The 13,187-nt window shown below is 64.9% G+C and carries 14 protein-coding genes; 9 read left to right on the top strand and 5 right to left on the bottom strand.

The features are described 5' to 3' along the window. Together lpdA and AC5Y4N_RS07085 are read left to right on the top strand one after the other, a co-directional pair. Positions 1-1,398 carry a dihydrolipoyl dehydrogenase gene (gene lpdA / locus AC5Y4N_RS07090; protein ID WP_499905619.1) on the top strand — a complete coding sequence of 466 codons (1,398 nt, stop codon included), beginning with the start codon at positions 1-3 and terminating at the stop codon, positions 1,396-1,398. A gap of 3 nt (positions 1,399-1,401) precedes the next feature. Next, on the top strand, positions 1,402-2,241 hold the full coding sequence (locus tag AC5Y4N_RS07085; protein ID WP_499905622.1) for an SMP-30/gluconolactonase/LRE family protein: 840 nt from the start codon (positions 1,402-1,404) through the stop codon (positions 2,239-2,241). A gap of 6 nt (positions 2,242-2,247) precedes the next feature. Here AC5Y4N_RS07085 and AC5Y4N_RS07080 read toward each other — a convergent pair whose 3' ends face one another. Together AC5Y4N_RS07080 and ramB are read right to left on the bottom strand one after the other, a co-directional pair. Next, on the bottom strand, positions 2,248-2,787 hold the full coding sequence (locus AC5Y4N_RS07080; protein ID WP_499905625.1) for a carboxymuconolactone decarboxylase family protein: 540 nt from the start codon (positions 2,785-2,787) through the stop codon (positions 2,248-2,250). Further along, positions 2,784-4,202 (bottom strand): acetate metabolism transcriptional regulator RamB, encoded by a 1,419-nt coding sequence (ramB, locus tag AC5Y4N_RS07075; protein ID WP_499905628.1) that lies wholly within the window; start codon positions 4,200-4,202, stop codon positions 2,784-2,786. Before ramB ends, AC5Y4N_RS07080 begins: the two co-directional genes overlap by 4 nt. A gap of 86 nt (positions 4,203-4,288) precedes the next feature. Here ramB and AC5Y4N_RS07070 point away from each other — a divergent pair, with 86 nt between their 5' ends. From AC5Y4N_RS07070 to AC5Y4N_RS07060, 3 genes are all read left to right on the top strand, one after another. Next, positions 4,289-5,095: an acyl-ACP thioesterase domain-containing protein gene (locus tag AC5Y4N_RS07070; RefSeq protein WP_499905631.1), complete on the top strand. Its 807-nt coding sequence runs from the start codon at positions 4,289-4,291 to the stop codon at positions 5,093-5,095. A 269-nt stretch (positions 5,096-5,364) separates the two neighbouring features. Then, a complete protein-coding gene (gene aceA / locus AC5Y4N_RS07065) occupies positions 5,365-6,651 on the top strand; it encodes an isocitrate lyase (RefSeq protein ID WP_499905636.1) in 1,287 nt (428 codons plus the stop codon). A 104-nt stretch (positions 6,652-6,755) separates the two neighbouring features. Continuing rightward, positions 6,756-7,610 (top strand): 3-hydroxybutyryl-CoA dehydrogenase, encoded by an 855-nt coding sequence (locus AC5Y4N_RS07060; protein WP_499905639.1) that lies wholly within the window; start codon positions 6,756-6,758, stop codon positions 7,608-7,610. On the opposite strand, the gene AC5Y4N_RS07055 is transcribed toward AC5Y4N_RS07060, so the two are convergent. The 3 genes from AC5Y4N_RS07055 to AC5Y4N_RS07045 form a co-directional block, all read right to left on the bottom strand. Beyond that, positions 7,607-8,473: an endonuclease domain-containing protein gene (locus tag AC5Y4N_RS07055; protein ID WP_499905641.1), complete on the bottom strand. Its 867-nt coding sequence runs from the start codon at positions 8,471-8,473 to the stop codon at positions 7,607-7,609. The two genes, AC5Y4N_RS07060 and AC5Y4N_RS07055, sit on opposite strands and share 4 nt — an antisense overlap. 204 nt (positions 8,474-8,677) lie before the next feature. Then, positions 8,678-9,532: a polyphosphate kinase 2 family protein gene (locus tag AC5Y4N_RS07050; protein WP_499905644.1), complete on the bottom strand. Its 855-nt coding sequence runs from the start codon at positions 9,530-9,532 to the stop codon at positions 8,678-8,680. Continuing rightward, the gene (locus tag AC5Y4N_RS07045; protein WP_499905646.1) at positions 9,529-10,224 is read right to left on the bottom strand and encodes a TetR/AcrR family transcriptional regulator; all 696 of its coding nucleotides are present in this window, start codon (positions 10,222-10,224) and stop codon (positions 9,529-9,531) included. The genes AC5Y4N_RS07050 and AC5Y4N_RS07045 overlap by 4 nt, the downstream gene beginning before the upstream one ends. A gap of 152 nt (positions 10,225-10,376) precedes the next feature. On the opposite strand from AC5Y4N_RS07045, the gene AC5Y4N_RS07040 reads away from it, so the two are divergent. The 4 genes from AC5Y4N_RS07040 to AC5Y4N_RS07025 all read left to right on the top strand — a co-directional run bounded on the left by AC5Y4N_RS07040 (position 10,377) and on the right by AC5Y4N_RS07025 (position 13,184). Beyond that, positions 10,377-11,639 (top strand): DUF445 domain-containing protein, encoded by a 1,263-nt coding sequence (locus AC5Y4N_RS07040; protein ID WP_499906325.1) that lies wholly within the window; start codon positions 10,377-10,379, stop codon positions 11,637-11,639. Positions 11,640-11,751: 112 nt separating this feature from the next. Continuing rightward, positions 11,752-12,186 (top strand): helix-turn-helix domain-containing protein, encoded by a 435-nt coding sequence (locus AC5Y4N_RS07035; protein WP_499905649.1) that lies wholly within the window; start codon positions 11,752-11,754, stop codon positions 12,184-12,186. 60 nt (positions 12,187-12,246) lie between these two features. Next, entirely contained in the window at positions 12,247-12,864 is a 618-nt protein-coding gene (locus AC5Y4N_RS07030) for an ATP synthase subunit B family protein (protein ID WP_499905654.1), read from the top strand. Positions 12,865-12,908: 44 nt separating this feature from the next. After that, a complete protein-coding gene (locus AC5Y4N_RS07025) occupies positions 12,909-13,184 on the top strand; it encodes a DUF2516 family protein (protein ID WP_499906327.1) in 276 nt (91 codons plus the stop codon). Positions 13,185-13,187: the final 3 nt, after the last annotated feature.

Raw genomic sequence — 13,187 nt, 5'->3', positions numbered from 1 at the left:
GTGACTTCTCATTACGACGTCGTCGTCCTCGGCGCAGGCCCCGGCGGATACGTCGCCGCCATCCGTGCCGCCCAGCTGGGACTCAAGACCGCCATCGTCGAGCAAAAGTACTGGGGCGGGGTCTGCCTGAATGTCGGGTGCATCCCGTCGAAGTCGTTGCTGCGCAACGCCGAACTGGCCCACATCTTCACCAAGCAGGCCAAGACGTTCGGCATCAACGGCGAGGCGACGTTCGACTACGGTGTGGCGTTCGACCGCAGCCGCAAGGTCGCCGACGGTCGTGTCGCGGGCGTGCACTTCTTGATGAAGAAGAACAAGATCACCGAAATCCACGGTCGCGGCACGTTCAAGGACGCCAACACGTTGGAGGTCGACCTCAACGACGGCGGTACCGAGACCGTGACGTTCGACAACGCGATCATCGCCACCGGTGCCAGCACCAAGCTGGTTCCCGGCACCGAATTGTCCGAGAACGTCGTCACCTACGAGAAGCAGATCCTGTCGCGCGACCTGCCGGGCTCGATCGTCATCGCCGGGGCCGGCGCGATCGGCATGGAGTTCGGCTACGTTCTGGCCAACTACGGCGTCGACGTGACGATCGTCGAGTTCCTGCCGCGGGCACTGCCCAACGAGGACGCCGAGGTGTCGAAGGAGATCGAGAAGCAGTTCAAGAAGCTCGGCGTCAAGATCATGACCGGAACCAAGGTCGAGTCGATCAAGGACGACGGGTCGACGGTCACGGTGAAGGTCAGCAAGGACGGCAACTCCGAGGAACTCAAGGCCGACCGCGTGCTGCAGGCCATCGGCTTTGCGCCCAACGTCGAGGGCTACGGCCTCGATGCCGCCGGGGTGAAGCTGTCGGACCGTAAGGCCATTGCGATCGACGAGCGGATGCGCACCAACGTCGACCACATCTACGCGATCGGTGACGTCACCGGGTTGCTGCAACTCGCGCACGTCGCCGAGGCACAGGGCGTGGTCGCGGCCGAAACTATCGCGGGCGCAGAGACTTTGGAGCTCGGTGACTACCGGATGATGCCGCGCGCCACGTTCTGCCAGCCTCAGGTGGCCAGCTTCGGGCTCACCGAGGAGCAGGCCCGCGACGAGGGCTATGACGTCAAGGTCGCCAAGTTTCCGTTCACCGCGAACGGCAAGGCGCACGGTCTGGGGGAGACGGCCGGCTTCGTCAAGCTGATCGCCGACGGGAAGTACGGCGAGCTGCTGGGCGGCCACCTGATCGGGCACGACGTCTCTGAGCTGCTGCCCGAGTTGACGCTGGCCCAGAAGTGGGACCTGACGGCCAACGAGCTCGCCCGCAACGTGCACACGCACCCGACGCTGTCGGAGGCGCTGCAGGAGTGTTTCCACGGGCTCGTCGGCCACATGATCAATTTCTAAGGCATGCCGGACACGCTTGTCGACGGCCGCGTGTTCCTCGAAGGTCCGCGCTGGCATGAGGGCGCGCTCTTCGTCTCCGACATGCACGCACACGAGGTGCTGCGGATCACGACCGACGGCAGCGTCGAGGTGATCGCACGGCTCGACACCGCGCCGTCGGGGCTCGGTTGGTTGCCCGACGGCAGCATGCTGGTCGTGTCGATGGACGACCGCAAGCTGCTGCGTCGTCGCGGTGACGGCAGCGCGCTGACCGAGCACGCCGATCTGAGTCGTCTTGCCCCGCATCCGATCAACGACATGCTCGTCGACGACTCCGGGCATGCCTTCGTGTCCCAATTCGGCTGCGACATGTTCGCCGGTGAACCGATCAAACCCGCGCCGCTGCTGCGCGTCGACCCCGACGGGGGCGTGCACCGGGCCGCCGAGGGTCTGCGCTTCGCCAACGGCATGGTTGTCACCGCGGACCGCCAGACTCTGATCGTCGCCGAAACCGCAGGGCAGCGCCTCGTGGCGTTCTCCCTGACGCCCGCCGGTGCGCTGTCCAACCAGCGTGTGTGGGCGGACCTGCCGAAAAGCGATGTGCCCGATGGCATTTGCATCGACGCCGAGGATGCGATCTGGTTCGCGAGCCCGACGTCAGACCGATTCGCGCGCGTACGGGAAGGCGGCGAGGTGACCGACGTCGTGGAAACGCCTGGCCGCCATGCGATTGCGTGCGCGCTCGGAGGCGACGACGGCCGCACCCTGTTCTGTTGCACGGCGTCGACAATCCAGCCTGACGAGTCACGTGCGGCACGCAGCGCGAAGGTGGAGACCGTCAGCGTCGCGGTGCCGGCCCGGTGAGCGCGATCAGTCCGCGAAGTCCAGCGGCACCTTCAGCGTGTTGAGCGTGGCGGCCAGTGCGTCGTATTGCCCTGTGAGCGTGACGAATTCGATGAGTTGACGACGGTCGAGGTGGCGCGAGAGCCACTGCCAGGTCTGCGTGGACACGTTGCGGGTTTCGAGGAGTTCGTCGACAGCGGTCAGCAGAGCCCGCTCGCGGTCGTTGAGCCCGTCGGCGTCTGGGCCCTCGAAGATGCGTTGCTGCTTGTCCGCGTCTACCCCGCGGCGCTTCGCCATCCGACGATGGTGCTGCAGTTCGTATTCGCAGCCGCGCGTGTGGGCGACGCGCAGAATCACCAGCTCGGCATCGGCGCGGGGGAGACGCCCGGGACCGAGCAGCATTCCGGAAAACGGAAGCCAGGTCCAAAAGAGCCGCTTGTGCTGTCCGAGCGTGGTGAACAAATGCACCTGCGGAACGCCGGACGCACGCGCCAGCACCTTGCACATCAGCCAGCCCGCAAGGCCGATTTCACGCACGCCGCCCGGCTCGATTCGCGGTGCGGTCATGCCGGTTTCACCAGATACGGCGAGACGGTGCTGCGGTGCTCGTCGAGATCGAGAGCGCGCCCGAGTGCGGGGAATGCGCGCTGCGGGCAGTTGTCCCGTTCGCAGACCCGGCAGCCCGCGCCGATGGGGGTGGCAACGTTGCCCGACAAGTCCAGTCCCTCCGAGTACACCAGCCGATGCGCATGGCGCAGTTCGCAGCCCAGGCCGATTGCGAACGTCTTTCCCGGCTGACCATAGCGCGACGCCCGGCGCTCCACGGTGCGTGCCACCCACATGTAGTTGCGTCCGTCGGGCATCTGCGCAATCTGCACCAGAATCTTGCCCGGATTGGAAAACGTCTCGTAGACGTTCCACAGTGGGCAGGTGCCGCCGCTCGACGAGAAGTGAAACCCGGTGGCGGACTGGCGTTTTGACATGTTGCCAGCCTTGTCGACGCGGACGAACGAGAACGGCACGCCGCGCATCGACGGCCGCTGCAGCGTGGAAAGCCGGTGGCAGATGGTCTCGTAGCTCACCGAGTAGAACGCCGAGAGCCGTTCGATGTCGTAGCGGAAATTCTCGGTGACGTCATGGAATTGGCGATACGGCAGCACGGCGGCCGCCGCGAAGTAGTTGGCCAGGCCCAGCCGCAACAGGGTGCGCGATTCCTCGCTGGTGAACTTGCCCTCGTCGACCAGCCGGTCGATCAGGTCCCCGAATTCCAGGTAGGCCAGCTCGGCGGCCATCTTGAACACCTGCTGGCCCGTCGACAAGTGGTTGCTGATCTCTAGCGTCTTCGTCTGCGGGTCGAACCGGTGCAGCACGGTGTCGCCGAGGTCGATGCGCCTGACAATGCGCACGCCGTGCACTTCGGCGAGCCGGCGCGCGATCTCGCCCGCCAGGTCGCCGCGGTGCATTCTCATGCGAATGGTCATCTCCTCAGCGGCGGTGTCGAGCTCGTGCAGGTAGTTCTGCCGTTCGTAGAAGTAGTCGCGGACCTCCTCGTGCGGCATCGTGATCGCGCCGCTGCCGCTGCTGCCGTCGCTGAAGCGGTCTTCGGTGGCGGCGGCCAGCTGGGCGGTGGTGATCCGGTAGCGCCGGTGCAGGTTCACCATCGCCCGGGCCAGGGCAGGGTGGGCGGTGACGACCTCGGCGACCTCGGCCGCATCGATGTCGATGCCGAGGTCGCGGTCCATGACCACCTCGCGAAGTTCGGCGACCAGCCTGGTGTCGTCTTGCGGTGCGAAGAACGTTGCGTCTACGCCGAACACCTCGGTGATCCGCAGCAGCACCGCCACGGTCAGCGGACGCACGTCGTGCTCGATCTGGTTGAGGTAACTCGGCGAGATCTCGAGCATCTGAGCCAGCGCGGCCTGGCTGTAGCCCCGTTCATGGCGCAGCTGACGAACCCGCGACCCGACGAACGTCTTAGGCATGCCGATCAGCGTACGCGCGTGTGAAGTGGCGCTTCGCAGTCTTGGCATTTGGCCGCCGCTGCGCCGTTTGGCATGATCGGCGCCACATGAGCGCGCAGAACGGCCTAGCCAAAGTAATGATGCCGGTCCCCGACCCGCATCCCGACGTCTTCGACCGCGAATGGCCGGTGCGGGTCGCCGACATCGACGCGACCGGCCGGTTGCGCCTGGACGCCGCCGCCCGGCACATCCAGGACATCGGTCAAGATCAGCTGCGCGAGTTGGGTTTTCAGGAGACTCATCCGCTGTGGATCGTGCGGCGCACCATGGTCGACTTGATCCGGCCGATCGAATTTCAGGACATCTTGCGGCTGCGCCGGTGGTGCTCGGGCACCTCGAATCGCTGGTGTGAGATGCGGGTCCGCGTCGACGGCCGTAGGGGCGGGCTGATCGAGTCCGAGGCGTTCTGGATCAACATCAACCGCGAAACGCAGGGCCCGGCGCGCATTGCCGACGACTTCATCGAAGGCCTGCAGCGCACGACGAGCGTCGACCGGCTGCGTTGGAAGGCCTACCTGAAGCCGCTGCCGCGCGAGACCGCCGACCAGATCCGCGAGTTTCCGGTGCGGTTCACCGACATCGACCTCTTCGACCACATGAACAACTCGGTGTACTGGAGCGTCGTCGAGGACTACCTTTCGGCCACGCCTGAACTGCTGAGGAGTCCGACGCGGGTGACCATCGAGCACGAGGCGCCGGTGAGTCTCGGCGACAAGCTGGAGATTGCGGCGCATGTGCATCCGCCCGGCTCCACGGACCGGTTCGGCGAAGAGCTTGCGAACAAGACTGTTACAACGCTCACATATTTGGTCGGCGACGAGGCCAAAGCCGTCGCGTCGATCTTCTCACTGTAAAGATCATCCGGCCGTGATTTTGACGGCCTGACCTGCGGCAATGACGTTACCAACGAGTAGCAACTGAAACGGTACAGCTACACGTCGGGTTCGCAGGATTCGCAAGACAAGCGTCCGGTATAGCTGAAATTCGCAACTGGAACCGCTGGACCTGCGCATATGTGCCGTGGCATGGTTAAGTTACTGGTGAGTAAAGCCGCCCGATGGGTTAGCAGGCAATGGAGTCAGCAGTCCTGTCGAGGCCGTCGAGCAACGTCTGAAGGAGTCGCATGTCCACCGTTGGAAAGCCCAGAACGGCAGAGCAGATTCAGCACGACTGGGAGACCAATCCGCGCTGGAAGGGCGTGACCCGCAACTACACCGCACAGGACGTTGTTGCGCTGCAGGGCACTGTGGTCGAGGAGCACACCCTGGCCCGCCGAGGCGCCGAGATCCTGTGGTCGCAGCTGCACGATCTGGAGTGGGTGAACGCGCTCGGTGCGCTGACCGGCAATCAGGCGGTGCAGCAGGTGCGCGCCGGCCTGAAGGCCATTTATCTGTCGGGGTGGCAGGTTGCCGGTGACGCGAACCTGGCCGGCCACACCTACCCGGACCAGAGCCTGTACCCGGCCAACTCGGTGCCGCAGGTGGTGCGCCGGATCAACAACGCGCTGATGCGCGCCGACCAGATCGCCAAGGTCGAGGGCGACACCTCGGTGGACAACTGGCTGGTGCCGATCGTCGCCGACGGCGAAGCCGGCTTCGGTGGTGCGCTGAACGTCTACGAGTTGCAGAAGGCGATGATCGCCGCAGGCGCTGCCGGGACTCACTGGGAGGACCAGCTGGCCTCCGAGAAGAAGTGCGGTCACCTGGGTGGCAAGGTGCTGATCCCCACCCAGCAGCACATCCGCACGCTGACCTCGGCGCGGCTGGCCGCTGACGTTGCCGACGTGCCCACCGTGGTGATCGCGCGCACCGACGCCGAGGCCGCGACGCTGATCACCTCCGACGTCGACGAGTACGACCGCCCGTTCATCACCGGCGAGCGCACCAAGGAAGGCTTCTACCGCACGCGCAACGGCATCGAGCCGTGCATTGCGCGGGCCAAGGCCTACGCCCCCTACGCCGACCTGATCTGGATGGAGACCGGCACGCCGGACCTCGAGGTGGCCAGGCAGTTCGCCGAGGCAGTCAAGGCGGAGTTCCCGGACCAGATGCTGGCGTACAACTGCTCGCCGTCGTTCAACTGGCGCAAGCACCTCGACGACTCGACGATCGCGAAGTTCCAGAAGGAGCTCGCCGCGATGGGCTTCAAGTTCCAGTTCATCACCCTGGCCGGCTTCCACGCCCTGAACTACTCGATGTTCGATCTGGCCTACGGCTACGCCCGCAACCAGATGACCGCGTACGTGGAGCTGCAGGAGCGCGAGTTCGCCGCCGAAGAGCGCGGTTACACCGCCACCAAGCATCAGCGCGAGGTCGGCGCCGGCTACTTCGACCGGATCGCCACGACGGTGGACCCGAACTCGTCGACGGTCGCGCTGAAGGGGTCGACCGAAGAGGGCCAGTTCCACTGACGATGTCTGAGCCACTGACCCACTGATTCACTGAGCCGCTGAATTGACGGCATCGGGCCCCGTCCATGATGTTGGGCGGGGCCCGATGCTGTGAAGGAGACACCGTGAGTATTGAACGAGTAGGTGTGGTGGGAGCCGGTCAGATGGGCGCCGGCATCGCGGAGGTGTCGGCCCGCGCCGGCGTGGACGTGCTGGTCTTCGAGACCACCGAGGCGCTGACGACAGCGGGCCGTGCCCGCATCTTGAAGTCGCTCGAACGCGGCGTGAGCGCCGGAAAGATCACCGAACGCGAGCGCGACGCCGCGGTGGCCCGGCTGAAGTTCACGACCAGCCTGGCCGACCTGGCCGACCGGCAGCTCGTCATTGAGGCGGTGATCGAAGACGAGGCCGTCAAGAAGCAGATCTTCGCCGAACTGGATCGGGTGATCACCGACCCGGATGCGGTGTTGGCGTCGAATACGTCGAGCATCCCGATCATGAAACTGGCTGCGGCAACGCAAGATCCGAGCCGGGTGCTGGGATTGCACTTCTTCAACCCGGTGCCGGTGCTGCCGCTGGTCGAGTTGGTCAGTGCATTGACGACGTCCGACGCCGCGCTGGAGCGGACCGAGCGATTCGCGGGCGAGGTGCTGGGCAAGAAGGTGGTGCGGTGTTCGGACCGTTCTGGTTTCGTGGTCAATGCGCTGCTAGTGCCGTACCTGCTCTCGGCGATCCGCATGGTGGAGGCAGGCTTTGCGACGGTCGAAGACGTCGACAAAGCGGTGGTGGCCGGGCTCTCGCATCCGATGGGTCCGCTACGGCTGTCCGACCTGGTGGGGTTGGACACGCTGAAACTGATCGCGGACAAGATGTTCGAGGAGTTCAAGGAGCCGCATTACGGTCCGCCGCCGCTGCTGTTGCGGATGGTCGAGGCCGGCCAGCTCGGCAAGAAGTCCGGGCAGGGTTTCTACTCCTACTAGACTGCAGCGCCCGCCTGCAGTAGCGCACAACGCACACGCCGCACAATCTCGTCGCGCTCATACCGTAGCTGCCGTGCGCTGACCCGGATGATCGTCCACCCTTGTGTGGCAAAGAATTCCAGCCGTTCGATGTCGTCTGCATGCTGCCGCGGATTTGTCCAGTGGTGCTCGCCGTCGTATTCCACGCCGACCTTCCACTCGGGGTATCCCATGTCGATGCGGCGCACCTTGCGACGACGTGGGTCCACGACACGGATCTGGGTCACGGGTCTTGGTAACCGCGCCCGCACCAGCAGCAGCCTCAGTTCGGTCTCCTTGGGTGATTCCGCTCCCGCGTCGACCAACTCCAGCACCTTCCGCAGTTGGCATATGCCGCGCGCCCCGTCGTACCGGGCGGCGATCCGGTTCACGTCTGCAACGGTGCAGCCGGTCGCATTCAGCAGCGCATCGATGCGAATGATGTTGATGTCGAAGGGAAGTCGACGACCGAAGTCGTAGGCAGTCCGGGCGGCGGTGGTACACAGCATGTCGCCGACACGACGCACTTCGTCGGGCGCAAGTTGACCAGCGTGCGCGACGATACCTGCCGGAGCTCGATTCCGTACCCGCGCGAGTTCCGCCGGACTATCTGCGGGTATCCACCGCGAGCCTAGGACTGCGGCCGCCGAGTTGCCGACGAGCACCGCCTTGCGGCCTGACCACAACCACGCGGCGCGCGCACGTAGGAAAGCGTCCAGTTCTACGCGGTTGAGGACATACACGTTGCGGAACAGTTTGGTGTAGTGCTGTTGCAGCTGCCATCGGGTCACCTGGCCGGTTTCCAGGGCCTCTGACGCGACTACTAAGCCAAGTAATCCCCCCATGAGCACATTCTCGTGCACCGATAACACACTTGTTTACGCCAATTCACCGAAATCATGCCAACAAGTGTGTTCTCGGCGCCGGACCTGGGCGCCGGAGCTGGGCGCCGGAGCTGGGCGCCGGAGCTGGGCGCCGGAGCTCGGCGCCGGACCTGGGCGCCGCAAGCTGGGCGGCGCAAGCCCCGCTAGGCCTGGGCTAGGGCTGGGCTAGGCCTGTGCGAGCCGCCGCTTCTCCGCCTCGACATCGAAATCCGGTGCGGGCCAGGAGAGCTCGAAGTCTTCGAGCGCAGCGATCAGCAGCTCGGTCACCGCGAGCCGGCTGTACCACTTGCGATCCGACGGCACCACATACCATGGTGCATACTCCGTCGACGTGCGGTCCAGCATCGCCTGGTACGCCTCCTGGTAGTCGGGCCACAGCTTGCGTTCGTCGACGTCGCCCGGGTTGTACTTCCAGTACTTGTCCGGTCGCGAAAGCCGTTTGGCCAGCCGCTTTTTCTGCTCGTCCAGCGACACGAACATCGCGACCTTCACCAACTTGAAGCCCTCGTCCACCAACTCGCGTTCGAATGCGTTGATCTCGTCGTAGCGACCGCCCCACACCTCGGGCGGCACGAGGTTGTGCACGCGCACCACCAAGACGTCCTCGTAGTGTGACCGATCGAATACCCCGATCGCGCCGAATTCCGGCAGCGCCTTGCGAATTCGCCACAGGTAATGGTGCTTGCGTTCTTCTTCGGTCGGCACACCGAACGCCGTATACCGCAGTCCCTGCGGATTGCCCGCTCCGACAACATGTTTCACGATGCCGCCTTTGCCGGCAGTGTCCATGCCCTGTAGTACCAGTACGACGGCGTGACGGTCGCCTTCGTCGCTTCTGCTGTTGGCGTACAACATCTCCTGCAATTCGGCGAAGCGTTTGTTGCGCTCGTTCTGGATGGCCGGCGCATGCTTCTTCTTGCCGGAGAAGCCCGGAGTAGCACGGGTGTCGATGTCGGCGACCTTGTCGCCGGCGCGAAACCTCAAGACCTTGCGGGCATCCCGGTTCCAGCAGTCCGTCATGACGGCGGCAATGCGGGCGCAGGGTGGGCCTGGGCGCGGAACTTCTCCAGCGAGCCGCCCACTTCGACGATGCCGCACAACGCATTCCACGACAGCATGGTCAGGTAGTCGATCAGCTCGTCGGCGGTCATCCGCGGATCCGACATCCACGAGTGGGTGGCCAGTTGCACTCCGCCGACGATCATGTACGCCCACGGCTCAGCCCCGCGGGTGTCCATGCCGGCTGCCTGCATGCGGCGGCGCAGCATCACCGCGAGCATGCGGGCAATGATCCGCTCCGAATCCGCAATCACCTTGCTTTTGCTTGCCGAACTGTTGGCCATCACGAACCGGTACGGCTCGGGTTCGGCGGCGACGGTGTCGACGTACACCCGGATGATCTCGCGGGTGAGTTCGTATCCGTCGAGATTCGACGACAACGCCTTGGCCATGTTCGGGATCAGCGTGGTCTGCGCGAACCGCATCATCACCGCGGTGGTGAGGTCGTTCTTGTCGACGAAATAGCGGTACAACACGGTCTTGGACACCCCGATGTCCGCGGCGATCTCGTCCATGCTGACGTAGCGGCCCCGGCGGCGGATGGCCTCCAACGTGCCGTCCACCAGTTCGTTGCGACGGTCCACCTTGTGCTGATGCCATCGCCGTTTGCGACCATCAACCTTCGCGGTTGTCGCCGGGAGTCGATCTACCACTGTCGCGAATGTCCGTTCGTTAGCCCACTTCGATATTACGGCCCGGCGCCGACATGCGACGCATTCCGCCGAGCACCCCGATTTGCCTGGATGATGGTGGGATGGCACACCGCCTGAGCAACTACGAGCGCCCGACGGCAGACCTCGAGGGCATGTTCGCGGTCGACGTGAGCGCGGACGCGCAGCGCCGCACCCAGCTGCGCCGGATGAAGGTGGTCGCGCTCGCCTTCTTGCTCGGCGCTACCGTGGTCTTCCTTCTCTGCCGATGGGGTCAGGCCAACCATGCACCCGCATGGGTGGGCTACGTGGGTGCGGCCGCCGAGGCGGGGATGGTCGGCGCGCTCGCGGACTGGTTCGCGGTCACCGCGCTGTTCAAGCACCCGCTGGGCATACCGATCCCGCATACCGCGATCATCAAGCGCAAGAAGGACCAGCTCGGCGAAGGGCTGGGCACCTTCGTGCGGGAGAACTTCATGTCGCCCGAGAACGTCGAGGCCAAGCTGCGGGAGGCGCAGGTGGCCAGCCGGTTGGGAAAGTGGCTGTCCGATCACGACCACGCGACCCGCGTGGCCTCCGAGGCGTCCAACGTGCTGCGGGTATTGGTCGAGATGTTGCGGGACGAGGACGTTCAGCACGTCTTCGACCGCATGATCGTCAAACGGCTCGCCGAACCTAAGTGGGGTCCGCCGGTGGGCCGGGTGCTGGGCACTCTGCTGCGGGAGAACCGGCAGGAGGCGCTGCTGCAGCTGCTGGCCGACCGCGCGTTCCACTGGTCGCTGAACGCCGGTGAAGTCATCCAGCGCGTGGTGGAACGGGATTCGCCGACGTGGTCGCCCCGCTGGGTCGACCACCTTGTCGGTGACCGCATCCACCGGGAGCTGATGGACTTCACCGACAAGGTGCGCCGCAACCCGGACCACGAACTGCGCCGCTCGGCCACCCGGTTCCTGTTCGACTTCGCCGACGACCTGCAGAACGACGAAGACACCATCGCGCGGGCGGAGACGGTCAAGGAGCAAGTGATGGCCCGCGACGAGGTGACCCGCGCGGCGGAGACGGCCTGGTCGGCGCTCAAGCGCAACCTGGTGGAGTCTGTCGACGACCCGTCCAGCGCGCTGCGCACCCGCATCGCCGACTCCGTCGTGCACATCGGGGAGTCGCTGCGCGATGACGCCGACCTGCGCGACAAAGTCGACGACTGGATCATTCGCGGCGTCAAGCACCTGGTGGCCGAATACGGCGTTGAGATCACCGCGATCATTACCGAGACCATCGAGCGGTGGGACGCCGACGAAGCCAGTCGCCGCATTGAATTGCACGTGGGCCGTGACCTGCAATTCATCCGCATCAACGGCACGGTGGTCGGCTCGCTGGCGGGGCTGGTGATTTACACCGTCGGCCAGCTTCTTTTCTAAAAGACCGCTAACTGGCTGCTTGCTAAAGCTAGCACTTCGCCGTAGGGTGTCGAATGTCCGTACTGATACCCGTTTGTCGAGGTGGTGATCAATGCCGACACAAGAGGTCGAAGTGGGCTTGCGCGAAGAGCATGAGCGCGACCTTGCTTCTTCCGACATTGCCGCCGTGGTGACGAACGCCGCTCAAGATATCGGTAGCTTCATCAGGGCCCAGCGAGAAGCGGCCCAGGTTTCGGTGCGGCAGTTGGCCGAAAAGGCCGGTGTCAGCAATCCGTACCTCAGCCAGATCGAGCGCGGATTGCGCAAACCGTCCGCCGAAGTGCTCAGCCAGATCGCCAAGGCGTTGCGGGTGTCCGCGGAAGTGCTCTACATCCGGGCCGGAATTCTCGAGCCCACCGAGCCCAGTGCGGTCCGCGACGCGATCATTTACGACACGTCGATCACTGAGCGGCAGAAGCAGGTATTGCTTGACATCTACTCCTCCTTTCGTCAACAAAGGGCGCATCAACCCGATGAAGCTGCCGGTGAGGAGTCGTCAACTGCATAACTGTCAGGAAATTGTGCAATCCGTCCCCATACGTTTCTGAATTCGAAAGGAATTACACACATGGCCGAGAGGACCAACCCCACTGCCGAGGATCTGAAGGCTCCGCTGCTTGCCGCGGTCGGTGCCGCTGACCTCGCCCTGGAGCGGGTCAACGAGATCGTCACCGCGCTTCGTGAGCGTGCCGAAGAGGCCCGCACGGACGCGAGCACCCGGGTCGAGGAGACACGCGGCCGGCTCACCAAGGCTCGCGAGGATCTCCCGCAACGCGCCGAGGAGATTCGGGGCCGGCTGAGCGGCGACGAGCTGCGCAAGGCCGCCGAGGGCTACCGCGAGCAGGCCACCGAGCTGTACCGCGACCTCGTCACCCGCGGTGAAGCCGCCCTGGAACGGCTGCGCAACCAGCCCGGGTTCGAGGAACGCCGCGCGCGCGCCGAGCAGGCGCTGAGCGAGACCGTCGAGCTGACCCAAGAGGCGCTCGGCAACGTCGCAAGCCAGACCCGCGCGGTCGGCGAGCGGGCCGCCAAGCTGATCGGCCGTGAGCCGGCTCCGAAGGCGCAGAAGGCGGAGAAGGCACCGGCCAAGAAGGCCGCCGCCAAGAAGGCTGAGCCCGCCAAGAAGACCGCTGCCAAGAAGGCGCCGGCCAAGAAGGGCGCGGCCAAGAAGGTCACGCAGAAGTAGGCAAGTCGACGATCGGGACGGTATCCGCCTAGGCTTGAGCAGTGATGCTTGGCCTCGCGGGTACCGTCCTTTTCGTCGTGCAGATCGCCGTACTGGTGATGACTGTCTATGCGTTCGTCCATGCTGCGTTGCAGCGCAGCGACGCCTACACCGCCACGGGCAAGCTGACCAAGCCGATCTGGCTTCTCATCCTCGGTGCGGCCGGTGTGCTGCTGTATCCGTTGGGCGTCATGGGTCTGGTGATCGCCGCCTGCGCCGCCGGTGTGTATCTGGTCGATGTGCGGCCGAAACTGCTTGAGATCCAAGGGAAGTCGCGCTAGCGG

This window comes from Mycobacterium sp. NGS19 (assembly GCF_059813155.1).
Note: the sequence above shows the minus strand (reverse complement) of the source record. Positions and strands in the feature narration are given on the sequence as shown.

Bases quoted from the DNA above. Each gene is read 5' to 3' on its own strand.
- AC5Y4N_RS07080 (WP_499905625.1), bottom strand. From the start codon at position 2,787: ATGACCGCACCGCGAATCGAGCCGGGCGGCGTGCGTGAAATCGGCCTT.
- AC5Y4N_RS07070 (WP_499905631.1), top strand. From the start codon at position 4,289: ATGAGCGCGCAGAACGGCCTAGCCAAAGTAATGATGCCGGTCCCCGAC.
- AC5Y4N_RS07055 (WP_499905641.1), bottom strand. From the start codon at position 8,473: ATGGGGGGATTACTTGGCTTAGTAGTCGCGTCAGAGGCCCTGGAAACC.
- AC5Y4N_RS07030 (WP_499905654.1), top strand. From the start codon at position 12,247: ATGGCCGAGAGGACCAACCCCACTGCCGAGGATCTGAAGGCTCCGCTG.
- AC5Y4N_RS07050 (WP_499905644.1), bottom strand. From the start codon at position 9,532: ATGACGGACTGCTGGAACCGGGATGCCCGCAAGGTCTTGAGGTTTCGC.
- AC5Y4N_RS07040 (WP_499906325.1), top strand. From the start codon at position 10,377: ATGTTCGCGGTCGACGTGAGCGCGGACGCGCAGCGCCGCACCCAGCTG.
- ramB (WP_499905628.1), bottom strand. From the start codon at position 4,202: ATGCCTAAGACGTTCGTCGGGTCGCGGGTTCGTCAGCTGCGCCATGAA.
- aceA (WP_499905636.1), top strand. From the start codon at position 5,365: ATGTCCACCGTTGGAAAGCCCAGAACGGCAGAGCAGATTCAGCACGAC.
- AC5Y4N_RS07025 (WP_499906327.1), top strand. From the start codon at position 12,909: ATGCTTGGCCTCGCGGGTACCGTCCTTTTCGTCGTGCAGATCGCCGTA.
- AC5Y4N_RS07085 (WP_499905622.1), top strand. From the start codon at position 1,402: ATGCCGGACACGCTTGTCGACGGCCGCGTGTTCCTCGAAGGTCCGCGC.